We start from the raw sequence: 23,773 nt of genomic DNA, 5'->3' as shown, positions 1-23,773 counted from the left end.
AGGAAGTCGGGAAGCAGGGGCCCGGGAGAAGTCAGGGAGCCGGATCCGGCGCCGTCAGGTCGATCAGCCGGCAGACCGTCTCGATGTCTATCTTCACCTGCGCGATCGACGCCCGGCCCGACAGCCAGGTGATCAGCGCCGAGTGCCAGGTGTGCTCGATGACCCGGACGGCCGAGAGCTGCTCGGGCGAGGGGCGGTCGAGCCCCATCGCGTCCAGGATGATCGCCGTCGTGAGCCGGGAGACCGTGTCCACCTCGGGGCTCACGCTGCGGTCCGCGAAGGTCAGGGCGCGCACCATCGCGTCCGCCAGATGCGGCTCGCGCTGCATCGCGCGGAAGGCCCGCATCAGGGTGTCGGCGACCCGTTCCGCCGCGTCGTCCCCGGCCGGGGGACGTTTGCGGAGCGTGCCGTGCATGTGCTGGAGCTGGTCCTGCATGGTGGCGACCAGCAGATGGACCTTGGACGGGAAGTAGCGGTACAGGGTGCCCAGGGCCACCCCCGCGGCCTCCGCCACCTCACGCATCTGGACGGCCTCGAACCCGCCTCTGCTGGCGAGCTGGGCGCTGGCGTGCAGGATGCGGCGGCGGCGGGCCTCCTGGCGTTCTGTCAGGGGCGGCGATGCCGGTCTGGCTTCCGCTGTCATGTGTCCCATCCCGAGGCTTCTGTCCGCGACCGCGAGGTTGCGGCGGCCGGTCCGGCGGCGCACAGCATGCCAGGGTGTGTGCCGTGGCGCGAATCACCTGATCCGGCCGTTGTACCGTTGCTACCTGCCGGTAGATTCGTAGCTCATTGAACCGTCCGGTCTATAACTTGTTCTAGATTAGCGCGAGCGGATACGCTCCGGCGGACACGCAGTGAGAAGGGGGCCGAGTGTGACCGCTGAGGCCATAGATTCGGGCCCCCGTACGGGCGTCGTTACGTCGGACACAGACACCGGCCCGGCCGGCGACCGGCCCCTGCGCATCGCGCTCCTCACCTACAAGGGCAACCCCTACTGCGGCGGCCAGGGCGTCTACGTACGCCACCTGGCCCGGGAGCTCGCCCGTCTCGGCCACAGCGTCGAGGTGATAGGCGCCCAGCCCTACCCCGTGCTCGACGAGGGCGTCCCGCTCACCGAGCTGCCGAGCCTGGACCTCTACCGGCAGCCGGACCCCTTCCGCACCCCGAAGCGCGGCGAGTACCGGGACTGGATCGACGCCGCCGAGGTCGCCACCATGTGGACCGGCGGCTTCCCCGAACCGCTCACCTTCAGTCTCCGTGCCCGGCGCCACCTCGCGGCCCGGCGCGGCGAGTTCGACGTGATCCACGACAACCAGACGCTCGGCTACGGGCTCCTCGCCGACCTGGGCGCCCCGCTCGTCACCACGATCCACCACCCGATCACCGTCGACCGGCAGCTCGACCTCGCCGCCGCCCCGACCCGCCGCCGCCGCGCCTCCGTACGCCGCTGGTACGCCTTCACCCGCATGCAGAAGCGGGTCGCGCGCAAACTGCCGTCCGTGCTCACCGTCTCCGGCTCCTCCAAGCAGGAGATCGTCGACCACCTCGGTGTGGACCCCCGCCGCGTCCGCGTCGTGCACATCGGCGCCGACACGGATCTGTGGTCGCCCGACGCATCCGTCGCCGAGGTGCCCGGCCGGATCGTCACCACCTCCAGCGCCGACGTCCCGCTCAAGGGCCTCGTGCACCTCGTCGAGGCGCTGGCCAAGCTCCGTACCGACAACCCGGCGGCACACCTCGTGGTCGTCGGCCGGCGCGCCGAGGACGGACCGGTCGCCCAGGCCATCGAACGGCACGGACTCGGTGACGCCGTGGAGTTCGTCAAGGGCATCAGCGACACCGAGCTCGTCGACCTGGTGCGCGGCGCCCAGATCGCCTGCGTCCCCTCGCTGTACGAGGGCTTCTCGCTGCCCGCCGCCGAGGCCATGGCCACCGGCACCCCGCTCGTCGCCACCACCGGCGGCGCGATCCCCGAGGTCGCGGGCCCGGACGGCGAAACCTGTCTGGCGGTCCCGCCCGCCGACCCCGGCGCCCTGGCAGACGCGCTGGGCCGGCTGCTCGGCGACCCGGAGCTGCGCACGCGGCTCGGGGCTGCGGGCCGCGCACGGGTCCTCGCCCGGTTCACCTGGAAGCAGGCGGCGATCGGCACCGCCGCGCTCTACCGGGAGGCGATCGCGGCCCGCGCCGCCACCGGCCCCGGCGGCCGACGGTGACCACGCGCATCCTTCTTCTCCGACTCCGACCCCTCGACCGCGAAAGCAGGCATTCGTGCTGACCGTGGACTTCACCCGCTTCCCGCTCGCCGCAGGCGACCGAGTGCTCGACCTGGGCTGCGGCGCCGGACGCCACGCCTTCGAGTGCTACCGGCGCGGCGCCCAGGTCGTGGCGCTCGACCAGAACGGCGAGGAGATCCGCGAGGTCGCGAAGTGGTTCGCCGCGATGAAGGAGGCCGGGGAGGCACCCGAGGGTGCCACCGCCACCGCGATGGAGGGTGACGCGCTCAACCTGCCGTTCCCCGACGCCTCCTTCGATGTCGTGATCATCTCCGAGGTCATGGAGCACATCCCGGACGACAAGGGCGTGCTCGCCGAGATGGTCCGGGTCCTGAAGCCCGGCGGCCGGATCGCGATCACCGTGCCGCGCTACGGCCCCGAGAAGGTCTGCTGGACGCTTTCCGACGCGTACCACGAGGTCGAGGGCGGCCACATCCGCATCTACAAGGCCGACGAGCTGCTGGGCAAGATCCGCGGCGCCGGCCTCAAGCCGTACGGCACCCACCACGCGCACGCCCTGCACTCGCCCTACTGGTGGCTGAAGTGCGCCTTCGGCGTCGACAACGACAAGGCACTGCCGGTCCGGGCGTACCACAAGCTGCTCGTCTGGGACATCATGAAGAAGCCCATGGCGACCCGGGTCGCCGAGCAACTGCTCAACCCGGTCGTCGGCAAGTCCTTCGTGGCCTACGCGACCAAGCCGCACCTGCCCTCCACCGTGACGGCCGAGGCCGGGGCGTGACTCTTCCCGAGCGGACCGAACACCTCGTCCTGCCCGGAGTCCTCACGGCCGAGGAGGCCGCAGAGACCGTCGCCGCGGTCCTCGCCGTGCAGTGCGACGACGGCGCGATCCCGTGGTTCCGCGGCCACCACCTCGACCCGTGGGACCACACCGAGGCCGCCATGGCCCTGGACGCGGCCGGTGAGCACGCCGCGGCGGAGCGGGCGTACGAGTGGCTCGCCCGCAACCAGAACGAGGACGGCTCCTGGTACGCGGCCTACCACGACGGCGATCCGAAACAGCCGACCGACCGGGGCCTGGAGACCAACTTCTGCGCCTACGTGGCCGTCGGCGTCTGGCACCACTACCTCGCCACCGGCGACGACGCGTTCGTCGACCGCATGTGGCCGACGGTCTTCGCCGCCGTCGAGTTCGTCCTGCGGCTCCAGCAGCCCGGCGGGCAGATCGGCTGGAAGCAGGAGGCCGACGGCACCCATGTGACGGACGCCCTGCTGACCGGCTCGTCCTCCATCCACCAGGCCCTGCGCTGCGCACTCGCCCTCGCGGAGAGCCGCGAAGAACCGCAGCCGGACTGGGAGTTGGCGACCGGGGCGCTGGGTCACGCGATCCGCAGCCACCCGGAGCGCTTCCTCGACAAGAGCCGCTACTCGATGGACTGGTACTACCCGGTCCTCGGCGGCGCGATCAGCGGGCAGGCCGCCCAGCAGCGGATCGACGAGGGCTGGGAGCGCTTCGTCGTCCCGGGCCTCGGTGTGCGCTGCGTGCTGCCCAACCCGTGGGTGACCGGCGGCGAGAGCTGCGAACTGGCCCTGGCCCTCTGGGTGATGGGCGAGTCCGACCGGGCCCTGGAGATCCTCCAGTCCATCCAGCACCTGCGGGCCGAGGGCGGGATGTACTGGACGGGGTACGTCTTCGAGGGCGACCGGGCGTTCTGGCCCGAGGAGCACACGGCGTGGACCGCCGGTTCTCTCCTGCTGGCGGTGGCCGCCCTCGGGGGGGACGAGGCGACCACCGCGGTCTTCAGCGGGGAGAGGCTGCCGAAGGGTCTTGAGCCCGACTGCTGCGGCTGAGACCGCGTCCTCTCCCCGGCGTGCTCAGTGCCGGATGCGGCCGGCCACCGCGCGACGGTGAACGCGCCGGCTTTCACGGCGTACTCAGTGGCGGATGCGGCCGGCCACCGCGTGCCCGACGAAGAGGTACACCACGGCGGCCAGACCGTATCCGCAGACGACCCGGGCCCATGCCGCGTCGAAGGTGAACAGGTCGTACGACCAGCCGGCGAGCCACCGGGCGCTGTGCTGCACGAAGTCGACCAGGTCGTTGCCCCGGTTGGCGTCGAGCAGGTACATCAGGATCCACAGGCCGATGATGAAAGCCATGATGTCGGCCACCACGGCTATGACACGTGCTGCGGTACTGCTTCCGTTGCCTCGTCTGTAAGACATGGACTCCGGGTTGCCGCTTTCGGCCGTACGAAACCCGGACGGCGGTCCCGGGTGGCGGCACGGGTCGGCCGAGGCCAGCCTTGCGGGGGAGTGCCGGGACCCGGCGCCCACCGTGATGTCCCCGGTCAGGGAGGCCCGCCGTGCCCCGTTCCGTACCGCTCCGCCGACTGCTCGTCGCGCTGCTGCTGTCCTGCTCCGTGCTGGTGAGCGCCACCGCGTGCGGGAGCGACTACGGCAACAGCACCAGCAGTGCGAGCAGTTCGGCGTCTGCCACGGGTACGTCGTCGGTCGAGGCGCAGAAGTTCGCCAAGACCCGGTTCGTCGCCAACGCGGGGCTCGCGGCGGGCGCGACGTACCAGTGGATCGTCAAGCCGTACCGCGCCGGGAAGTTCAAGAAGGGCGCGGACGGGCGGACCTTCGCCCTCGTCAAGGCGGGGCTCGCGGGAGCCTTCACCTACAACCGGCTCAAGGCCGCCACGGACAACGCCAAGGGCGACCCGCTCCTGTCGAAGGCCGTCGCCCCGCTGACCGCGGGCATCGCGTCGCTCAAGGGCATGGCCACCAAGCTCCGCAAGGGCGAGGTGGGCGACGGGGACGTCGGTGCGTTCGAGAGCGTCATCAACGACATCAAGGACGCCGGGAAGAGCGCGGGCGCCGAGGTCAAGGACAAGGTGCCGTCCACCTCGCAGCTCGGCGAATAACCGCATGTGGGGAGGGTTGTGGCCCGATTAGAGTGCGGGCATGACTTCCCTTGCGCATGAGCGCTACTGCGACGAGATAGTGCGGCTGACCGACGTGTTGAGGTCGGCCGTCAGCGGCGCGGACCTCGAAGCGACCGTGCCGACCTGCCCCGAGTGGACGCTGCGCGACCTCGCCGTCCACGTCGGCGGCGCCCAGCGCTGGGCCGGCGAGATCGTCCGCACCCGGGCCGCCGAGGAGCTCCCGGACGAAGCGGTGCCGGCGTTCACCCCCGACAGCGACGACCCCGCCGAACTCGACGCCTGGCTGGCGGCCGGCGCGGCCGGCACCGCCGAGGCGCTGCGGGAAGCGGGCCCGGACGCGGAGGTCTGGTCCTGGTACCGGGACCGCAGCGCGGGCTTCTGGGCGCGCCGGATGGCGATCGAGACGGTCGTCCACCTGGCGGACGCGGCCCTGGCCGCGAAGGTGCCCTACACGATGACGCCCGACCTGGCCGCCGACACGATCGACGAGTGGCTGGAGATCGTCGCCTTCGCCCAGGCCGAGGGCGACCCGGAGGCCGCGGAGCTGCGCGGCGGAGGCCGCTCCATTCACCTGCACGCCACCGACGTGCCGGACGCCGAGTGGCTCATCGAGTTCGGCGAGGACGGCTTCACCTGGCGCCGAGCCCACGGTAAGGCGACGGTGGCCCTGCGGGGCCCGCTGACCGACCTGATGCTGGTCTTCAACCGCCGCCTGGCCCCGGACAGCGACCGGGTCGAGCTGCTGGGCGACGCGGAGCTGCTGGACTTCTGGCTGGAGCGGTCCTCCTTCGGCTGACCGCCGTCGCGGCGCTTCCGGTGTGCGGGCGCGGCGGGCCTGGGCCAAGCTGGACGGGAAGCCCACCCCTTTTCCCCGAGGAGGGTGCCGATGGACCCGGTCCGGGCCCTGGAGCGGATCGCCTTCCTGCTGGAGCGCGGCAGGGGCGAGACGTACCGCGTCCAGGCCTTCCGTACAGCCGCCCGCATCGTGGCCGCGATGGCCGACGGAGACGCGGCGGAGCGGGTGGCGAACGGCTCCCTGGAACGGGTCAAGGGCATCGGCCCCCGCACCGCCCAGGTGATCCGCGAGGCCGTCGCCGGGCAGACGCCCGCCTATCTGGAGCGCCTGGAGGCCGAGGCGGCGCAGAGCGGCCCGCTCGCCGAGGGCGGTGAACGCCTGCTCGCGCTGCTGCGCGGCGACTGCCACCTGCACTCCGACTGGTCGGACGGTGGCAGCACCATTGAGGAGATGGGCCGTACGGCGGCGGAGCTCGGCCACGAGTGGGCGGTCCTCACCGACCACTCGCCCCGCCTGACGGTCGCCCACGGACTCTCGCCCGAGCGGCTGCGGCAGCAACTCGACGTGGTGGCCGAACTCAACGAGCGCTGGGCGCCGTTCCGGCTGCTGACGGGCATCGAGTGCGACATCCACCTCGACGGCTCCCTCGACCAGGAGGAGGAGCTGCTGGAACGCCTCGACGTCGTCGTGGTCTCCGTCCACTCCAAACTGCGGATGGACCCCGCCCCGATGACCCGCCGACTCCTTGCCGCGGTCCGCCACCCTCAGGCGAACATCCTCGGCCACTGCACCGGTCGCCTGCTCACCGGCCGGGGCCGCCCCGAGTCACGCTTCGACGCGGACGACGTCTTCGCCGCCTGCGCGGAGGCGGGCACAGCGGTCGAGATCAACAGCCGCCCCGAACGCCTCGACCCGCCCCGCCGGCTGCTGCGCCAGGCCGTGGCCGCGGGCACCCTGTTCGCCATCGACACGGACGCACACGCCCCAGGCCAGCTCGACTGGCAGATCCACGGCTGCGCGCGTGCCGAGGAGTGCGGGGTTCCGGCGGAGCGCGTCGTCACTGCGTGGACGGCGGACGAGCTGCTGGACTGGACGCGGGAGGGGCGGGTGGCGGGTGGGGCTGGGGTGGGGGCCTGAGCCGCAGCTGGCCCATTTCGGACGGCAAGGTCGTCCGGGCGGAGCTTGGGCTCAACCGCGATGCAGATGGCGGTGATCGGCATGGTGCATAGGCTCCATGCATGCGCCATCGTGGTGCGGCGCGGCGACCTGGCACTGGTTCGGGGGCAGTGGCTCACTGTGACCGGATCGCGCCTGGATCGCTTCGTGACCGGGGGAGTGGTCGTGGTCCTGAGCTTTGAGTCGGGGCGCCCGTTGCGGCTTCCCGTCTTCATGACGCTGGCGGTGGCGCGTGATGAGTGAAGTCCGACTGGTACAACCGGACTTCGCACTCCAGCCCTGGCGCATGGACTCGTCCGGTTCTCCGCAGATCTCCGAGGCGGGCGGACTCCGCCGAGCGGGATCAGTGGTGCGTCCTGCACGCGCGGGCGCCAGGCCACACCGCGTAGCGGGAGATCCGGGCCTGGTTTCTGCGGGCCCTCGCGCACGCCGTCGCGAGGGGAGGGGCGCGGCGTGAGAACGCGTAACCGTCTCGTCCTGGCCCCTCTTGCGCTGGACGCTGGCCGGTGGTGGACGGCGGACTGGGCTCGCGAGCGCGTGCGGTGTGGTGTCGGCGTCGTGGCGGAGCGGTGCTGCTGGGCGCGTCAGGCGGTGGAGTGCCGTTACGAGGAGAGTTGGTCGCGGCACCCCATGGAGGAGGCCAACGCCATGGCGAGGGAGGAGATCGAGTGGGCGTTCTTCGTGGCCGCACATCGCGCGGACGGCGTCTGGCGCGACGGGGCCTTGAGGTAGGTCCGCGTTCGTCGTTCGAGTGGGCTGTCGCGAGTGACCCGGCCCGGATTGCCTTCGGCGTCCCGGGGGGGCTGACTCTCGACGACGGGGTTATGTGCGGCAGTTGGTACGCCGCATTGGGCAGCCGGTCAAAGGCTCTGCCGGAGTCATGCCGGGATGAAGGCCGGCCACCAGGGCGGGACGTTGTCCGGGCACAGCGGGGCGGAGTAGGAGTCCGGCATGCCGAGCCATGTGACGAGGAACCAGGTGAACCAGAGAGTGAAGGCGAGGCCCGCAGTCAGGGCTGACGCGTGGTGACGTCTCCCCAGGGTGCTGTGCAGGACCACCCACGGCACCGCTGCGGCGATCCATATGAGCGGCGCGAGAAACAGCAGAGTCATGCTGTTGGCAGCCGCGTTGCCGCCGACGTCACAAGCAGCCCAGGCCCTCCCGATGGCAGCAGTGGCCACCACCGAGGTCAGGCCACCGAGAAGGACTCCGGAGCCGACTCCTCTGAACCACCGGCCCGGAGGACTCGGTGGCTGTTCTCCCGCGACCATCGTCCCCCGCCCTGCCCCGCCCCGCCGTAGGAGCGGAGACTACCAAGGCTGCGAGGAAGCCCTGAGTGGGTCCGCCCGGGTGTCCTCAGGGGTCGGCATTTCCGCTTCTCAGTGCCGGGAGTGCCCGCCAGTAGAGTCGATCCGAAGAGAGCCTGTGTCCGGGGGACTTATGACGGCTGTGGACGCGCCCCCCATCATCTTCGTACACGGGACGCGGTTGAGCGCGGGTCAATGGAGCCAGCAACTCGCCGCGCTCCAGGCAGACTTGTTGGGGGCGGCGGTCAACCTGCCGGGCCACGGCGCGCGAGCCGCTCAGCCCTGGAGCCTGAACGCGGTTCTTGCGGGGGCCGACGCATCGACGCGTGGTCCGTGGGCGGCGCCGTATCGGTGGGGCGTCAGGCTTGTCCCTCGTATACCGGCGGACCGGTTGACCCGCTGGAACGACTGGCTGCTGCGGCGGCTCTGTTCCCCCGGGGTGGTGGATGCCACCATTCGCGCCGGCTACGCCTTCCATACTCTGCCGGCCGCCTGGGGAGGGGTGCTGGGCCGCTTCGACGCGGATGCGATGCGCCATGTCGCGGCTCCCGTGCTCATCCTGAACGGGGAGAAGGACACCGTCTTCCGGTCCGGTGAGAAGGACTTCGTCCGCGCGCATCCGCACGCCCGCATCGAATCGATCCCGCGGGCGAGGCACCTCGTGAACTTCGACGATGCGGCTGCCTTCACCCATGCCGTCCGCTGCTTCGCTCTGCACCTGCCCGCTCACGGCTGAGCGCGTCGGGGCAGGGGTACGCCAGGTCTGCCGGGGCGCAGGGGGACCGCGAAGGCCCGATCCGGCCGATGCCGCGGCCGGGCCGGATCGGCTGGGTGACGTCGCCACGGTCGCTCGGTGGGCGAGTGTGAAATCGGGTGGTATGCTCTTGGAGGACTTTTTTGTTTTGTGACTATGTGAGGGAGGTGAGGTTAATGACCGCGGTAGAGATCGCTGCTGTCGGCAGCGCCCGGGCCATCCTCACGTCCCGGGTCCCGGTCTGACGTTCCTTTCCTCCATCGTGCTGTGAGCGTGTCCGCTCGCGTGGTGGTGGTGTGACGTCCTACGGGGCCCTCACTCAAAGGTCTCTCAGTTGTCATTCTCCTTCTCCACCCCCTCTTCCTCGTCATCCGGGTCGGCCGGCTCCACGCTGACCGCGTTCGGATGGGACGAAGCGTTCGACCGTGATTTCGCCGCGCATCGCGCCGCTGGACTGGTTCCGGCCCGGATCGTGCGGGTGGATCGCGGTCAGTGTGACGTGGTCACCGAGTCCGGCCCCGTGCGGGCGGGCTCCTCGGCGGTGTCCTCGCCGGACCCCGTCCTTTCCCCCTGCACCGGCGACTGGGCCGCTCTGCGTACCGGCTCCGATCCGCAGCTGGTGGCCCTGCTGCCACGGCGCAGTGCCATCGTGCGCTCCGCCGCCGGCCGCTCCTCGCACGGGCAGGCACTCGCCGCCAACATCGACATCGTGGTCGTCGCCGTCTCCCTGGCGGCCCCGCTGAATCCGGGGCGGATCGAGCGGCTGCTCGCGCTGGCCTGGGACAGCGGTGCCCGGCCCGTGCTCGCCCTCACCAAGCAGGACCTCGCGGACCCGGCCGACGCCGACGCCGCGCAGGCCGGGGTCGCCACGCTGGCGCCGGGCGTCGACACCGTGGTCACCAGCGCCGCCACCGGTGTCGGCCTGGATGTCCTGACCGCGCTGGCCCACGGCACCACCGTGCTGCTCGGCCCCTCGGGCGCGGGCAAGTCCACGCTGGCCAACGCGCTGCTCGGCGCCGACGTCCTGGCGACGGGCGCGGTCCGGGCCCAGGACGGCAAGGGCCGCCACACCACCGTTCACCGCGAGCTGCTTCCGCTGCCCGGCGGGGGCGTACTCATCGACACCCCGGGATTGCGGGGCATCGGCCTGCAGGATGCCGCCGACGGGCTGGAGCAGGTCTTCGCCGAGATCGAGCAGTTCGCCGAGGAGTGCGGGTTCCGGGACTGCGGTCACGACCGCGAGCCCGGCTGCGCGGTCCAAGAGGCCATCCACACCGGCCAGTTGAGCGAACGCCGCCTGGAGAGCTATCGCAAGCTGCTGCGCGAGAGCGAATGGGCGGCCTCCCGCAGCGATGCCCGTAACCGGGCCGGCCGCACCGACCAGCAGAAGTCCATCACCCGCCACCTGCGCGCGACCTACCGCTTCCGCGAGCGCCAGCAGTGACGCCGCACGACATCGCCACGGACAGCTCCGCCCCCTCTCCTCTCTGCGAAACGGACCGGTCTCTTCTCATGAACAGCCCCCTCACCTGGACCACCCGCCCCGAAACGACCGCCGACATCGCCGCGATCCGCGAGGTGAACCTCGGCGCGTTCCCGACCCCGTTGGAGGCCGACCTCGTCGAGGCCCTGCGCTCCGACCCGGCCTGGATTCCCGGCCTCTCCCTGGTCGCGGAAGCCCCGGACGGCACCGTCGCGGGCTTCGCGCTGCTGACCCGCTGCCACATCGACGACAGCCCCGCCCTCGTACTGGGTCCGTGCGCGGTACTTCCCGCCCACCAGAAGACGGGAGCGGGATCCGCCGTGATCCGTGCCGCCCTCGACGCCGCCCGCGACCGGGGCGAGAACCTCGTCACCTGTCTGGGACACCCCGAGTACTACCCGCGGTTCGGGTTCACCCCGGCCTCGGAACACGGCATCCGCCCCACCTTCGAGGTGCCCGACGAGGCCATGATGGTCCTCGCCCTCGACGCCACCGCTCCCGTCCCGACGGGCACCATCCACTACCCGGCGCCCTTCGGCGTCTGACGGATCCGGGATCCGGCCGGCCCGTCGCAGCACGGCGACGGGCCGGCCGGCCGTGGTTGGGGCAGAGCCCTGAGCTGCGGTCGTCCTCCCTCTGCCGCCTTTCCCCGCAGGGCAGTTGCCTCCTGTTCGGGCTGGTGCGGATGATGTTGGTGAGTCAGCATGGGTGTGCGCGGTACGGGGGTCGTGCGCGCAACCTGATGTGCGACTTGATGAGGGCTCATGACTGACGAGCAAGGCACCCCGACGTCGGTGGACGGAATCGACACGGGGACGCCGCATTCGGCGCGGGTGTGGAACTACTGGCTGGGCGGCAAGGACAACTACGAGGTGGACCGTCGGCTCGGGGCGACGATGGAGGAGCTGTACCCGCAGATCATCGACATAGCGAGGGCCTCCCGGGCGTTCCAGGCGCGGGCGGTGCGGTATCTGGCCGGTGAGGCGGGGATACGGCAGTTCCTGGATCTCGGCACCGGTCTGCCGACGGCGAACGCGACGCACGAGGTCGCCCAGGGCGTCGAGCCGACGGCACGCATCGTGTACGTGGACCACGACCCGATCGTCCTGGCGCACGCGCGGGCCCTGCTGACCAGCCGGCCCGAAGGGAAGACGGACTATGTGCACGCGGACCTGAGGGACGCGAAGACCGTGCTGCGCGAGGCCGCGCGGACGCTGGACCTCGACCAGCCGGTCGCCGTGATGGTGCTCTCGACGCTGGGACACGTCGCGGACTCGGACGAGGCCGCGGCGCTGCTCCGCAGCTACCTGGACGCGTTGCCCGTGGGCAGTTATCTGATGCAGTGCGACACGATCGGGACGCCGGTGACCGAGGCCGGGTCCGAGGAGTACGCCAGTGGCGGCGCCATGCCCTACATCTCGCGGCCCAAGGAGATCATGGCGACCTTCGCGGACGGACTCGAACTCGTGGAGCCGGGCTTCGGCTCGATCAGCCTGTGGCGCCCCGAGGAGCCCGTCGTCGGTGAGCCGGTCGACCAGTGGGGGTTCGTCGCCGCCAAGCGGTAGTTGTGGTTACTGGTTGAGTTCTGCGAGTACGCGCAGGGTGTGGGGGTCCGGTGCCGTCACCAGGAGGTCGGTGACCGGGCCCTTGCGCCACAACTCCAGCCGTTCCGCGATGCGTTCGCGGGGGCCGACCAGTGAGATCTCGTCGGCGAACGCGTCCGGGACGGCCAGCACCGCCTCCTGTTTGCGCCCGTCCAGGAACAGGTGCTGGATGTGCCGCGCCTCCTCCTCGTAGCCCATCCGCGCCATCAGGTCCGCGTGGAAGTTGCGGGCCGCGGCGCCCATGCCGCCGATGTAGAAGCCGAGCATCGCCTTCACCGGCAGCAGGCCCTCCGCGACGTCGTCACAGACGTGCGCCCGGGCCATCGGCGCGATCATGAACCCCTCGGGGAGACCGGTCAGCGAGGCCTCGTACACATCCGTGCGCATCGGTGACCAGTACAGCGGCAGCCAGCCGTCCGCGATCCGGGTGGTCTGGGCGATGTTCTTCGGCCCCTCCGCGCCCAGCAGCAGCGGGAGTTCGGCGCGCAGCGGATGCGTGATCGGCTTCAGCGGCTTGCCGAGGCCGGTGGCGTCCGGGCCGTTGTACGGATGGGAGTGGAACCGGCCGTCCAGGGCGACGGGCGCCTCCCGGCGCAGGACCTGGCGCACGACGTCGACGTACTCGCGGGTCGCGGTGAGCGGGCTGCGGGGGAACGGCCGCCCGTACCAGCCCTCCACGACCTGGGGGCCGGACAGTCCGAGGCCGAGCATCATCCGGCCGCCGGAGAGGTGGTCCAGGGTCAGGGCGTGCATCGCCGTGGCGGTCGGGGTGCGGGCCGCCATCTGCGCGATGGCGGTGCCCAGCCGGATACGGGAGGTATGGGCGGCGATCCACGTCAGCGGGGTGAAGGCGTCCGACCCCCACGCCTCCGCCGTCCACACCGAGGCGTAGCCCAACTCCTCCGCCTCGCGGGCGAGGTCCAGGTGCGCCGGGTTCGGGCCGCGGCCCCAGTAACCGAGAGCGAGTCCGAGCCGCATTCCGCTGCCTCCCGCGAACCGAAGATATGACGATACGTCAGATGTAGTCGGAGAGTACGACAGTGGCCCCCCGCCCGGAAGGGGCGGGGGGCCACTGTCGCTACCGCGTGCGCTGTGGTGTCAGCCGCGCTGGATGCCCGTGGTGTCCTGGAGCACACCGCGACAGCCGTCCTGCGTCTGGGCGATGAGGGCCGGGCCGCGCTGCTCGACCGCGAGGTACCAGGTGCCCGGCGCCAGTTCGGCGATCGGGGACGGCGAACCGTCCTCGCCGTACAGCGGACGGGCCACCGGCACCGCGAACCAGAACGGGGTGAAGTCCCCTGCGGGCGCCGCCTGCTGGGCCGGAGCCTGAGCCTGCTGCGGGTCGGGCTGACCGGGCTGCTGCGGCTGACCGCCGTACGCCGGCGCCTGGCCCTGCGGCTGGCCACCGTACGAGGGCTGCTGGGCACCCGGGTAGCCGTAGCCCTGGCCGGGCTGGCCGCCGTACGGAGGCTGTACGGCCTGCGGCTTCGGGGCGCCCGCCAGCGGGGCCTTGAGGGCCGGGAGCAGCGGGGAGGCGACCGCGCCCGCGGCCAGCGCGAGCGAGGCGATCAGGCCGAGGATCAGGCCGGCACCGGCGTCGATCTGGCCGAGGTCGATGATCGTCCAGAAGAGGCTCCACGCGGTGAACACCGTGGCGGCGACACCGAACTGGGCCAGGTCGAGACCGACGACCTTGCGCGGCTGCGGCTGCGAACGGGACAGCACGATCAGTACGGCACCGATCACGCCGACCATGTAGACACCGATCGCGTTACCCAGGGAGTCCCAGGAGTTCGGCGCGTCGACGCTGGTGCTTCCGTAGTCGAAGTAGTCCAGGAAAGAGGCGATGAACAGCACGACCGCTGCTCCGATCACCACGCCATCGCCTCGAGTGAGGGAGCGGATATTCACGTGAAGGTCCTTAGTCGGTCGTCTCGTCGGGGTCGTCGCTGCCACCGGTACGGCGGGTACGGCGCGAAGCTCGGGAGCGGCCCCCCATCGTACGGATGAATCTATCGTCTGCCCGGGCGGGTGGTGTTCCTGCCCGGTCCTTGGGTGGGCATCCTCCCGAATTCATCGCAGAACCACCTCTTACTACCCGTTGAGGCAGCTGCTGATGCCGTCGGCCACTACCCCCTGAGGTAGCTGCTGATGCCGTCCGCGATGCCCTGGGCGGCCTTCTGGCGCCAACCCGCGCTGGTGAGCAGGGCGGCGTCCTTCGGATCACGCATATTGCCGCATTCGATGAAGACTTTGGGCACGGTCGACAGATTCAGTCCGCCGAGATCCTTGCGGGTGTCCAGGCCGGTACCGCCGCCGATGTAATTGGAAGGCGCACTTCCGGTAGCGCGTACGAAGAGTCCGGCGATCCGGGTGCCCAGATCGCGCGAGGGACCCACGATCTTCGAGGTGTCCGCGCCACCGCCGCGCACGGCTGCGGGAAGAATCACATGGAAGCCGCGGTTCCCCGCCACCGAACCGTCCGCGTGGACGGAGACGACGGCGTCCGCCCCGGCCTTGTTGCCGATCCGGGCCCGCTCGTCGACACAGGGCCCGAACGCCCGGTCGCCGTCGTACGTCAGGACCACCTTCGCGCCCTGTGCCTGGAGCAGGGTCCGCAGCCGGTGCGAGACGTCGAGCGTGAACCGGGCTTCCGTGTAACCGGAGTTGGTGGAGGTGCCGGTGGTGTCGCACTCCTTGTGCGCGGTGCCGATGTCCACCTGCCGGTTGATCTCGGAGGTGTGGAGGTGGTTGTCCGGGTTGTGGCCCGGGTCGATGACGACCGTCTTCCCGGACAGCGGACCGGAGGCCGAGGGGGCGGTGGGGTCGGCGGACCCGGTGGACTTCTTCGACGGGGACGGGCCGGTGCGCGACGGAGACGGTGACGCGGGGGACGTCGGGGCGGCGGGTGTGGACGCGGCCGCCGAGGACGGGGCCGGGTCACCGCCCTTCCCGGGCTGCGCCTGCGCGCCGCTGTCGCCGCCGCAGCCGGAGACGCAGACGCCGATGCCCAGACACAGCACGGTCAGCGCCGCCGCGGCGGACAGCTTCGGACGGCGGGCGGTGGGGGGAGCACTCTCGTCGTGACGCACCCGGCGATGCTATCCGGGAGCCCGCGCGGTGTCCGGGGCGCTCGGATTCCCGCCCCGGCGCGTGGCGGCCGAGCGCTGTGCGGGGCGCTCGGATCTCCGCCCCGGTACGTGGCCTCCGGGACCCCGCCGCGGCGTACCCGAGCGCTCAGATTCCCGCCCCGGTACGCCGCAGCACCCGCAGCGAGTCCGTGACGGAGATCTCGGTGAACGCCCCCGACGCCAGCGCCCGCAGATACACCCGGTACGGGGCCTGGCCGCCGTGGGCCGGGTCCGGGAACACGTCGTGGATCACCAGGAGCCCGCCCTCGGCGACATGCGGCGCCCAGCCCTCGTAGTCGCCGTTCGCGTGCTCGTCGGTGTGACCGCCGTCGATGAAGACGAGGCCGAGCCGGCCGCCCCAGACGGCCGCCACCTGCGGAGAACGTCCGACCAGCGCCACCACGTGGTCCTCCAGACCGGCCGCGTGCAGCGTCCGGCGGAACGTCGGCAGGGTGTCCATCCGGCCGACCTCGGGGTCCACCACCGTCGGGTCGTGGTACTCCCAACCGGGCTGCTGCTCCTCGCTGCCCCGGTGGTGGTCGACGGTGAGCGCCGTCACGCCCGCCGCACGCGCCGCGTCGGCGAGCAGGATGGTGGAGCGCCCGCAGTACGTGCCCACCTCCAGCAGCGGCAGGCCGAGTGCGGCCGCATCGGTGGCGGCGGCGTACAGCGCGAGTCCCTCGACCACCGGCATGAAGCCCTTGGCGGCCTGGAACGCGGCGAGAATCTCGGGCTTGGGCTCGGCGGCCACGGGGTTCCTCCTGGTGGGACGGGTGCAGGGCGGGCAGTTCGACGGCGCCCCATCGTGCCGTACACCCCCGCCGACGCGGTCGGCGGGGGTGTGCGGCTGCGAGGGACGGTTCAGCAGCTCTGCCAGAGCCGCGTCATGACGCGGACGCCGAAGCGCAGTCCCTCCAGCGGGACGCGCTCGTCCACGCCGTGGAAGAGCCGGCCGTAGTCCAGGTCGTGCGGGAGCTTCAGGCCCTTGAAGCCGAAGCAGCGGATGCCCAGGTGGGTGAAGGCCTTGGCGTCCGTACCGCCGGGGTTGCAGTACGGCACCGGGTGGCCGTCCGGGTCCTCGGCGCGCACCGCGTCGCACATGGCGTCGACGAGCGGGCCGTCGAACGTGGTCTCCATCGCGATGTCGTGGTTGACCCACTCCCGGGTGACCGAGGGCAGCAGCAGCTTGTCGATCGTGTCGATCAGCTCCTGCTCGTGGCCCGGCAGGAAGCGGCCGTCGACGCGTGCCGTGGCCTTCCCGGGGATCACGTTGGTCTGGTAGCCGGCGGTGAACATGGTGGGGTTCGCCGAGTTGCGGAGCACCACCTGCATGAAGTCGGAGACCGGGCCGAGCTTCGCGAGGCTGCCCTCGATGTCGTTCTCGTCGAACTCGACGCCGTAGAGGCGGGCAGCCTCCTCCAGCAGGGCGCGGACCGGCTCGATCAGCCGGATCGGGAAGGTCTCGCGGCCGATCCGGGTCAGCGATTCGGCGAGGTCGGTGACCGCGTTCTCGTCGTTGGGGGACGAGCCGTGGCCGGCCCGGCCGGTCGCCGTGAGCTCCATCCAGGCCATACCGCGCTGGGCGTTCTCGATCGGGTAGAGGCGACGGGTCTCGTCGAGAGCGAAGGAGAAACCGCCGCCCTCGCCGATCGCCTCGGTGACCCCGGCGAACAACTCGGGGCGGTGCTCGACCAGCCAGTGGGCGCCGAACTTGCCGCCCGCCTCCTCGTCGGCGAGGAAGGCCAGGACGAGGTCCCGGGAGGGCCGCGTGCCAGTGCGGGCGAAGTGGCGGGCGGTGGCCAGCATGACGGCCACCGTGTCCTTCATGTCGATCGCGCCGCGGCCTCAGAGGTAGCCGTCCCGGATCTCGCCCGAGAACGGCGGCACCTGCCACTCGGAGGCGTCCGCGGGGACCACGTCCAGATGGCCGTGGACCATCAGGGCGCCGCGCTCGGGATCGCGGCCCGCGATCCGGGCGATGACGCTGGCCCGGCCCGGGGCGGACTCGATCAGCTCGGACTCGATGCCGACCTCGGCGAGGCGGCCCACGACCCACTCGGCGCTCGCGCGCTCGTTGCTCGTGGGGTTGGAGGTGTCGAAGCGGATCAGCTCGGCGCAGAGGTCGACGACCTCGGCCTGGGCCTCGTCGGAGGCGGGGACCAGGGGTGCGGCTGGGGCGGGGGTGGTGCTCATGCTGCTCCCACGGAAGTGGTGGTGCGGGCGGCGGGGGCTGCGTCGCCCTCGTCGTCCAGGGTGGAGGTGCCGTACGGCTTCACCCAGCCCAGCAGGCCGAGGACGCAGTACAGGACGAAGGCGGTGGCCAGCGAGTTCAGGGCCGGGATGCCGCCGTCGTAGAACTTGCCGACGCAGAACGCCACGATCCAGATGACGATCGACATCGGGACCCAGGTCGGCGAGGACTTCGGCAGGGTCTGGGACTCCCGGGTGTCGTCCAGCGGCTTGCGCATCTTCTTCACGACCCAGTACTCGGCCACGATGATGCCGCCGATCGGCGGGATGGCGACGCCGAGGATCGTGAGGAACTCGGTGAAGTGAGTCATGATCCCGACCGCGGACAGGAGCGTGCCGGCGATGCCGAGGACGATCGTGACCGCGCCGCGGTGGACGCGCTTGCCGAAGACGACCTGGAAGAAGTTGACGACGCCGAGCGAGGAGCCGTACAGGTTCCAGTCGTTGATCTTGGCGGTGGACATCAGGACCACGATCACGCCGAAGGCGCCCGAGGTGGAGAGCACGATGTGCGAGACCTCGTTGCTCTTCACCAGGTGCCCCAGGAGCACACCGGTCAGTCCGACGATGTACTCGGAGAGGATCATCGAGGAAGCGCTCTGCAGGAAGACGTGCGAGCCCTTCTTGTTGTAGCGGGTCATCTCCGGGGAGACGATCGCGCCCGTCATGTAGCCGCCCGCGATGGCGGTGGCGGCGACGGCCAGCGGAATCGTTTCGCCGGGCGGCGGCGAGTGGATCAGGTCGCTGAACGAGTGGTCGTTGAGCGTGGTGATGACGGACCAGGCGACCATCGCGAAGAAGAGCGGGGTGACGATCTTCGCGAAGTTCGCCATGTACGTGAAGCCGAAGATCACCAGGGCGGTGATGGCGATCCCGGCGAACACGCACCACATCCAGGACGGTCCGCCGACCAGCGCCGAGACGCTGTTGCCGAAGATCGTGTTCTGGACGCCGAACCAGCCGACGAGGCTGACCGCGATGACGAAGCTGACCAGCGCGGAGCCGTTGCGGCCGAAGCCCACCCAGCGGGTCAGCATCGGGGTCGCGAGACCCTCGCGCATACCGGCCAGACCGATCGCGAAGATCACGATCTCCAGGATCACCGCGCCGAGCGTGAAGGCGAGGAAGGCGTCGCCGAAGGTCATGCCGACGCCGATCGTGGCGCCGAGCGTGAACTGCGAGATCGAACCGGACTGGGCCAGCCACTGGAGCAGCATCGACCAGAAACCGAACCGCTTGTCGCGCGGGACGCGCGAGAGCGAGTAGTCGTCGCTGCCGATGCTCTTGGTCTCGTGGGCCACGGCGTCGGCCTGCGGGGCGGCTGCCATCAGGACTCCTGGGGGGTGCGGCCGAAGGTCTGCAGGTGAGCCAGCGACCCGTAGCGGTTGACGAGGTTGTCGAACTCCACCGCGTCGTGGAAGTCCAGGTGGCCGCCGCCGTAGGCCTTGGCGACCTCCACGGCGTAGCGGGCGGCGGACGCGATGTCGCTCTCGTGACTCGCGCCGGTACCGCAGCCCGGCACCGCGGCGGCCGAGGTGATGGCCAGGCCGACGACGGGGGCGGCCGTCGCGGTGGCGGGCTGGAGGATCGAATTGATGTGGTGTGCACCATTACCGTACGGCGTGATGTCCTGCGTGGTCACGGGGTACGTGACCAACGGCTCACCGGTCACCACGGCCAGCAGCTCGCCCAACTGCTCGTTGACCCGGAGCACCCAGCCCTCCTTGACGGTGGGCGACAGGGCGAGGCCCTTGTGGTTGATGATCCGGTTGCCCTTGGTGGTGTCGATGGAGAGCACGGCCTCCATCGCGTCGGTCACCTCGTGCCGGTTCATGGTGGCGATGTCCACGGGCGAGCCCATGAACGGCACCGGGTCGTGCGGCTCGGTCGGCGCGTTCGGGCAGATGTGGGTGGCGACGATCACATCGCCGGGCAGCACATCGCCGCGGCGGCGCATGTCGAGCAGCTTGGCCGCGGTGGCGACGGCCGAGACCGCGCCGTCGGCGTCGGAGACCATGCCGGTCACCTCGGGCCGGGCGCCGATGCCGCCGAGCCGGCCGACGACGCCCAGGGTGCGGGCGTCGCCTCCGGCCGTGCGTCCCCGGGAGCCGGGGATGCGGACCATCACGAAGTCCGTCGAGCCCTGCTCGCCGGCGACCGTGGTGACCTCCGCGGACGAGCCCTCGGCCCCAGCCACGGAGTCGAGGTACTCGACGACCGTCTTGCCACTGGCCTGGGGATCGTCGAGGAGATCGACGACGTCCAGTACGTACTTCAACATGGGGGGCCTTTCTCGCGCATCCATCACGCCCGTCCGGCGCCCGGCAGGGTGTGGGACGCCGGACGGGGTGCTGAGAGCAGATTCGGGATCGGATAGCGTTGAGCGCAAGTATTTCCCGTTATCTGCAATTCAGGTCTGAATGGTGAGATGGGTGAGATGACCATGGCGGACTTCGATCTGGACCGGCGCACCCCCGCCGGGGCCCTGCAAACCGTCGACCGGGCGCTCCTGGTGCTGCTCGCGTTCGAGCGCACCAGACCCGACTGGGGCGTCACGGAGGTCGCCGAGGAGTTCGGCTGGGACACCTCGGTGGCCCAGCGGCTGCTCGCCACTCTCGCGGGACGCGGCTTCCTGGTCTCCGACCCGGCCACCCGCCGCTACCGCATCGGCCCCGCCGTGCTGCGCCTGGGCAGGCTCTGGGAGCGTTCCGGATCGCTGGAGCTGCTGGCCGGGCCGGTCCTGGAGGAGCTGCGCCGGGTCACCGGCGACACCGTGCTGTTCTGCCTGCCGGACAGCTTCCACATGCGGTGCGTGGCCGCCGAGGAGGGCGAGGCCGGGCCGCTGCGCTACTACCCGCTGGTCGGCGAGCTCTACCCGGCGCACGCCGGGGCGACCAGCAAGTCCTACTACGCCTACCTGCCGGACGAGCAGCGTCACCGGCTCTTCCGGGGACGCCCGATGGCCCGGTTCACCGACCGGACCGTCACCGATCCGGACCTGCTGGAGCAGGAGCTCCTGAAGGTCCGCGCCCAGGGGTACGCCTGGACGGTCGGTGAGTACGACGCCGGCATCGCGACCGTCGCCGTGCCGGTCTTCCTCGGGCGTGAACCGTACGGCAGCCTCAGCCTGGGCGGCGCGAAGGAGCGGTTCGACGGAGCGCCGGAGAACCGTCTCGATGCGCTGCGGCAGGCCGCCGACCTGCTGGAGAAGCGCCTGACCCACCCGCCGCAGCGCCCGAAGCCCAAGGCCCGCCGGACCCGGGCCACCTGACCCGGAATCAGGCCACCTGCCCCCGGCTCCCGCGATCCGATCCGAAGAGAACGACCCCCAAGAGGAACCCCGTGAATCTGCTCCTGCTCTCCAACTCCACCCAGTACGGCCGCGGTTACCTGGAACACGCGCTCGACACGGTGGCCGCGTTCCTGCCCTCCGGCGCCCGGCTGGCCTTCGTGCCCTACGCGCTCGCCGACTACACCACGTACACCGCACGCGTCCGGACCGCCCTCGAACCGGTCGGCATCAGCGTCCGAGGTGTCCACGAGAACGCCGACCCGGTCGCCGAACTCGCCGCCTCCGACGCCGTGTTCATCGGCGGCGGCAACTCGTTCCGGCTGCTGAGCGCGCTCTACCGGACCGGTCTGCGGGACGCCGTCACCGAGGCGGTGCGCGACGGGCTCCCGTACATGGGGGCCAGCGCGGGGACGAACATGGCGGCGCCCACTCTCCGTACGACCAACGACATGCCCATCGTGCAGCCGCCGTCCTTCGAGACCCTCGGCCTCGTCCCGTTCCAGATCAACCCGCACTACCTGGACCCGGACCCGGCCAGCACCCACAAGGGCGAGACCCGCGAGGAGCGGCTCACCGAGTTCCTGGAGGAGAACGACGTCCCCGTGCTCGGTCTGCGCGAGGGCTCATGGCTGCGGGTCGACGGGCGCCAGGCCCGGGTCCAGGGCGCCCGCCCCGCCCGGCTGTTCACCCGCGGCGCGCAGCCGCAGGAGCTCCCGGTGGGGGCGGACGTCTCTCATCTGCTCACGACCGCAGCGCGGTTCGACGCTCCGGTGCGCTGAGCGTCAGCACCAGATCGGTCTCGCTGCGCGGTCCGTCCGCCGGGTACGACGCGGGCCGGGCCCGCGGCGCGTATCCGGCGGCCGATCCGGCCAGGACGAAGCTGCCGCTGCCGGGGGCGGCGAGCGCGTAGCGGCCCTCGGCGTCCGTGGTGGTCAGCCCGGCCTGCCGGCCGTGCCGGTCGATCAGGGTGACGTTGGCACCGGCCACCGGCGTGCCGTCCGCCTCCAGTACCCGGCCGCGGAAGCCGTCGGAGCCCGCGAACGGGTGCGGGACGGCGGGGAGCGGGTCGCCGGCCTCGCGCGCGGCGTCGTCGGCCGCGCTGCTCGCCAGGAGCACCGGCGCGGAGGTCTTCCGCGGTGACGGCAGGAACGCCGCCAGGACGAGACCGACCAGCACCGCTCCCGTAGCGATCATGAACGAGGTACGGAACCCCTCCATGCTGGGGACCGAGACCGACCCCATGCGCACCGAGGTGTTCGCCAGCACCATGCCGATCACCGCGCTCGACACGGAGGTGCCGATCGAGCGCATCAGGGTGTTCAGACCGTTGGCCGCGCCCGTCTCCGAGGCGTCGACCGCCCCGATGATCAGCGCGGGCAGCGAGGAGTACGCGAGTCCGATACCGGCCCCGAGCAGTACGGCGATCACGATGGTCTGCCAGGCGGCGCTCATCAGGCCGAGCCCGGCCCCGTAACCGATCGCGATGACCAGCATGCCGAGCATCAGGGTCGTCTTGGGGCCGTACCGGGCGGAGATCCGGGCGTACACCGGGGCGACGAACATCATGGTCAGGCCGAGCGGGGCCACGCACAGTCCGGCGACCACCATGGACTGGCCGAGCCCGTAACCGGTCGACGTCGGCAGCTGGAGCAGCTGCGGAAGGACCAGCGAGACGGCGTAGAACGCGACCCCGACCATGATCGAGGCGAGGTTGGTGAGCAGCACCTCGCGCCGGGCCGTGGTCCGCAGGTCGACCAGTGGCGCGTCGCTCCGCAGTTCGAAGACGCCCCAGAGCACGAGGACCACCAGGGCGGCGGCGATCAGGCCGAGCGTGGTGCCCGAGGTCCAGCCCCAGTCGCTGCCCTTGGTGATCGGCAGCAGCAGGAGGACCAGGCCGAGCGAGAGCCCGAGCGCGCCCGTGACGTCGAACCGCCCGGGAGCGCGCAGCGAGGTCTCCGGCACCGCGAGCACGGTCAGGCCCATGGCCAGGACGCCGAGACCGGCCGAGCCGAAGAAGAGGGTGTGCCAGTCGGTGTGCTGGGCGACCAGCGCGGCGGCGGGCAGCGCGAGTCCGCCGCCCACTCCGATCGAGGAACTCATCAGGGCCATCGCCGAGCCGAGCTTCTCGCGGGGCAGCTCGTCCCGCATGATCCCGATGCCCAGCGGGATGGCGCCCATGGCGAAGCCCTGGAGCGCACGGCCCACGATCATGATCACGAGGTCGTCGGTGAACGCGCATATCAGCGAGCCGACCACCATCACGGCGAGGCTGGCCAGCAGCATCCTCCGCTTGCCGTTGAGGTCCCCGAGCCGCCCCATGATCGGGGTGGAGACGGCCCCGGCGAGCAGGGTGGCGGTCATCACCCAGGTCGCGTTGGACGGGTCGGTGTGCAGGAGGGTGGGCAGGTCCTTGATGACGGGGACGAGCAGGGTCTGCATCACCGCGACGGTGATGCCCGCGAAGGCGAGTACGGGGACGATCCCGCGCCCCGCCTTCGAAGGCCGCGGATCAGGAAGCTCCGCGGCGGGCTGTTCGTGCGTCGTCTGTGGCATGCGTGCGGCCTCCGGGCGGCAGGAGAGGGAGAGGTGCGGGCGGGAGTGCGGTCCCTGGAGCGGACAGCGCTGACCGCCAAGTGCGTGCACGGTGCAACCTTCCGTACCTCCGAGGTATTCCGGTGAATTGGGCAAGAACAGGTCAAGGCGGTCTGCCCGCTTTCCGGCCCGGTCCGAATCGGTGCCCATCTGACCTTCCGTCAGATTGGAACGTGTTCTACTCTTGCGCCGTTCCAGTGGCTGCG

24 protein-coding genes and 1 pseudogene are annotated in these 23,773 nt (G+C 71.1%); 14 read left to right on the top strand and 11 right to left on the bottom strand.

Annotated elements, in window-relative coordinates; translation table 11 throughout:
* Positions 1-31 precede the first annotated feature (31 nt).
* Entirely contained in the window at positions 32-643 is a 612-nt protein-coding gene (locus tag OG446_RS09765) for a TetR family transcriptional regulator (RefSeq protein ID WP_328893646.1), read from the bottom strand.
* 229 nt (positions 644-872) lie between these two features.
* Between OG446_RS09765 and OG446_RS09760 the strand changes: the two genes are divergently transcribed.
* The 3 genes from OG446_RS09760 to OG446_RS09750 are packed head-to-tail and all read left to right on the top strand — an operon-like array spanning position 873 to position 4,085.
* A complete protein-coding gene (locus OG446_RS09760) occupies positions 873-2,213 on the top strand; it encodes a glycosyltransferase family 4 protein (protein WP_328893645.1) in 1,341 nt (446 codons plus the stop codon).
* A 55-nt stretch (positions 2,214-2,268) separates the two neighbouring features.
* A complete protein-coding gene (locus tag OG446_RS09755) occupies positions 2,269-3,015 on the top strand; it encodes a class I SAM-dependent methyltransferase (protein WP_328893644.1) in 747 nt (248 codons plus the stop codon).
* Positions 3,012-4,085, top strand: coding sequence for a prenyltransferase (locus tag OG446_RS09750; RefSeq protein WP_328893643.1), 1,074 nt, complete (start codon positions 3,012-3,014; stop codon positions 4,083-4,085). The genes OG446_RS09755 and OG446_RS09750 overlap by 4 nt, the downstream gene beginning before the upstream one ends.
* Positions 4,086-4,169: 84 nt before the next feature.
* Here OG446_RS09750 and OG446_RS09745 read toward each other — a convergent pair whose 3' ends face one another.
* Positions 4,170-4,460, bottom strand: a complete 291-nt coding sequence (locus tag OG446_RS09745) for a hypothetical protein (protein ID WP_148017523.1) — start codon at positions 4,458-4,460, stop codon at positions 4,170-4,172.
* Positions 4,461-4,600: 140 nt separating this feature from the next.
* Between OG446_RS09745 and OG446_RS09740 the strand changes: the two genes are divergently transcribed.
* The 5 genes from OG446_RS09740 to OG446_RS09720 all read left to right on the top strand — a co-directional run bounded on the left by OG446_RS09740 (position 4,601) and on the right by OG446_RS09720 (position 7,886).
* Positions 4,601-5,161: a hypothetical protein gene (locus OG446_RS09740; protein WP_328893642.1), complete on the top strand. Its 561-nt coding sequence runs from the start codon at positions 4,601-4,603 to the stop codon at positions 5,159-5,161.
* A 40-nt stretch (positions 5,162-5,201) separates the two neighbouring features.
* Positions 5,202-5,978 (top strand): maleylpyruvate isomerase family mycothiol-dependent enzyme, encoded by a 777-nt coding sequence (locus tag OG446_RS09735; RefSeq protein ID WP_328893641.1) that lies wholly within the window; start codon positions 5,202-5,204, stop codon positions 5,976-5,978.
* 90 nt (positions 5,979-6,068) lie between these two features.
* A complete protein-coding gene (locus OG446_RS09730; RefSeq protein WP_328893640.1) occupies positions 6,069-7,115 on the top strand; it encodes a PHP domain-containing protein in 1,047 nt (348 codons plus the stop codon).
* A 60-nt stretch (positions 7,116-7,175) separates the two neighbouring features.
* Positions 7,176-7,397: a hypothetical protein gene (locus OG446_RS09725; protein ID WP_328893639.1), complete on the top strand. Its 222-nt coding sequence runs from the start codon at positions 7,176-7,178 to the stop codon at positions 7,395-7,397.
* Positions 7,398-7,607: 210 nt separating this feature from the next.
* Positions 7,608-7,886: a hypothetical protein gene (locus tag OG446_RS09720; RefSeq protein WP_328893638.1), complete on the top strand. Its 279-nt coding sequence runs from the start codon at positions 7,608-7,610 to the stop codon at positions 7,884-7,886.
* A 146-nt stretch (positions 7,887-8,032) separates the two neighbouring features.
* Here OG446_RS09720 and OG446_RS09715 read toward each other — a convergent pair whose 3' ends face one another.
* On the bottom strand, positions 8,033-8,266 hold the full coding sequence (locus tag OG446_RS09715) for a hypothetical protein (protein ID WP_328893637.1): 234 nt from the start codon (positions 8,264-8,266) through the stop codon (positions 8,033-8,035).
* 328 nt (positions 8,267-8,594) lie between these two features.
* On the opposite strand from OG446_RS09715, the gene OG446_RS09710 reads away from it, so the two are divergent.
* The 4 genes from OG446_RS09710 (at position 8,595) to OG446_RS09695 (ending at position 12,263) form a co-directional block, all read left to right on the top strand.
* Positions 8,595-9,197 carry an alpha/beta fold hydrolase gene (locus tag OG446_RS09710; protein ID WP_328893636.1) on the top strand — a complete coding sequence of 201 codons (603 nt, stop codon included), beginning with the start codon at positions 8,595-8,597 and terminating at the stop codon, positions 9,195-9,197.
* 352 nt (positions 9,198-9,549) lie between these two features.
* Positions 9,550-10,659, top strand: a complete 1,110-nt coding sequence (gene rsgA, locus OG446_RS09705) for a ribosome small subunit-dependent GTPase A (protein ID WP_328893635.1) — start codon at positions 9,550-9,552, stop codon at positions 10,657-10,659.
* 68 nt (positions 10,660-10,727) lie between these two features.
* Positions 10,728-11,243, top strand: a complete 516-nt coding sequence (locus OG446_RS09700) for a GNAT family N-acetyltransferase (protein WP_328893634.1) — start codon at positions 10,728-10,730, stop codon at positions 11,241-11,243.
* A gap of 219 nt (positions 11,244-11,462) precedes the next feature.
* The gene (locus OG446_RS09695) at positions 11,463-12,263 is read left to right on the top strand and encodes an SAM-dependent methyltransferase (protein ID WP_328893633.1); all 801 of its coding nucleotides are present in this window, start codon (positions 11,463-11,465) and stop codon (positions 12,261-12,263) included.
* A 6-nt stretch (positions 12,264-12,269) separates the two neighbouring features.
* Here OG446_RS09695 and OG446_RS09690 read toward each other — a convergent pair whose 3' ends face one another.
* The 7 genes and pseudogenes from OG446_RS09690 to OG446_RS09660 all read right to left on the bottom strand — a co-directional run bounded on the left by OG446_RS09690 (position 12,270) and on the right by OG446_RS09660 (position 19,964).
* Positions 12,270-13,280: an LLM class F420-dependent oxidoreductase gene (locus OG446_RS09690; protein WP_328893632.1), complete on the bottom strand. Its 1,011-nt coding sequence runs from the start codon at positions 13,278-13,280 to the stop codon at positions 12,270-12,272.
* 120 nt (positions 13,281-13,400) lie between these two features.
* Positions 13,401-14,180 (bottom strand): hypothetical protein, encoded by a 780-nt coding sequence (locus OG446_RS09685; RefSeq protein WP_328893631.1) that lies wholly within the window; start codon positions 14,178-14,180, stop codon positions 13,401-13,403.
* A 251-nt stretch (positions 14,181-14,431) separates the two neighbouring features.
* On the bottom strand, positions 14,432-15,394 hold the full coding sequence (locus tag OG446_RS09680) for an N-acetylmuramoyl-L-alanine amidase (RefSeq protein ID WP_328893630.1): 963 nt from the start codon (positions 15,392-15,394) through the stop codon (positions 14,432-14,434).
* A gap of 145 nt (positions 15,395-15,539) precedes the next feature.
* Positions 15,540-16,184, bottom strand: coding sequence for a class I SAM-dependent methyltransferase (locus tag OG446_RS09675; protein WP_328893629.1), 645 nt, complete (start codon positions 16,182-16,184; stop codon positions 15,540-15,542).
* Between the two features lie 110 nt (positions 16,185-16,294).
* Positions 16,295-17,626 (bottom strand): annotated as a pseudogene (locus OG446_RS09670) (M20/M25/M40 family metallo-hydrolase).
* Entirely contained in the window at positions 17,623-19,011 is a 1,389-nt protein-coding gene (locus OG446_RS09665) for a cytosine permease (RefSeq protein WP_328893628.1), read from the bottom strand. Before OG446_RS09665 ends, OG446_RS09670 begins: the two are co-directional and overlap by 4 nt.
* Complete coding sequence (locus OG446_RS09660; protein ID WP_328893627.1) at positions 19,011-19,964, bottom strand: DUF1177 domain-containing protein; 954 nt, start codon at positions 19,962-19,964, stop codon at positions 19,011-19,013. Before OG446_RS09660 ends, OG446_RS09665 begins: the two co-directional genes overlap by 1 nt.
* 156 nt (positions 19,965-20,120) lie before the next feature.
* On the opposite strand from OG446_RS09660, the gene OG446_RS09655 reads away from it, so the two are divergent.
* Both OG446_RS09655 and pepE read left to right on the top strand, forming a co-directional pair.
* On the top strand, positions 20,121-20,954 hold the full coding sequence (locus tag OG446_RS09655) for an IclR family transcriptional regulator (protein WP_328898256.1): 834 nt from the start codon (positions 20,121-20,123) through the stop codon (positions 20,952-20,954).
* A 71-nt stretch (positions 20,955-21,025) separates the two neighbouring features.
* Positions 21,026-21,754: a dipeptidase PepE gene (gene pepE, locus OG446_RS09650; RefSeq protein ID WP_328893626.1), complete on the top strand. Its 729-nt coding sequence runs from the start codon at positions 21,026-21,028 to the stop codon at positions 21,752-21,754.
* Here the strand turns inward: pepE and OG446_RS09645 are convergent.
* Positions 21,717-23,528 carry an MFS transporter gene (locus OG446_RS09645; RefSeq protein WP_328893625.1) on the bottom strand — a complete coding sequence of 604 codons (1,812 nt, stop codon included), beginning with the start codon at positions 23,526-23,528 and terminating at the stop codon, positions 21,717-21,719. The genes pepE and OG446_RS09645 overlap by 38 nt on opposite strands.
* Between the last annotated feature and the right edge of the window lie 245 nt (positions 23,529-23,773).

Source organism: Streptomyces sp. NBC_00236 (genome assembly GCF_036195045.1).
Classification (GTDB): Bacteria; Actinomycetota; Actinomycetes; order Streptomycetales; family Streptomycetaceae; genus Streptomyces.
This window is presented reverse-complemented; position numbering and strand designations above follow the sequence as displayed.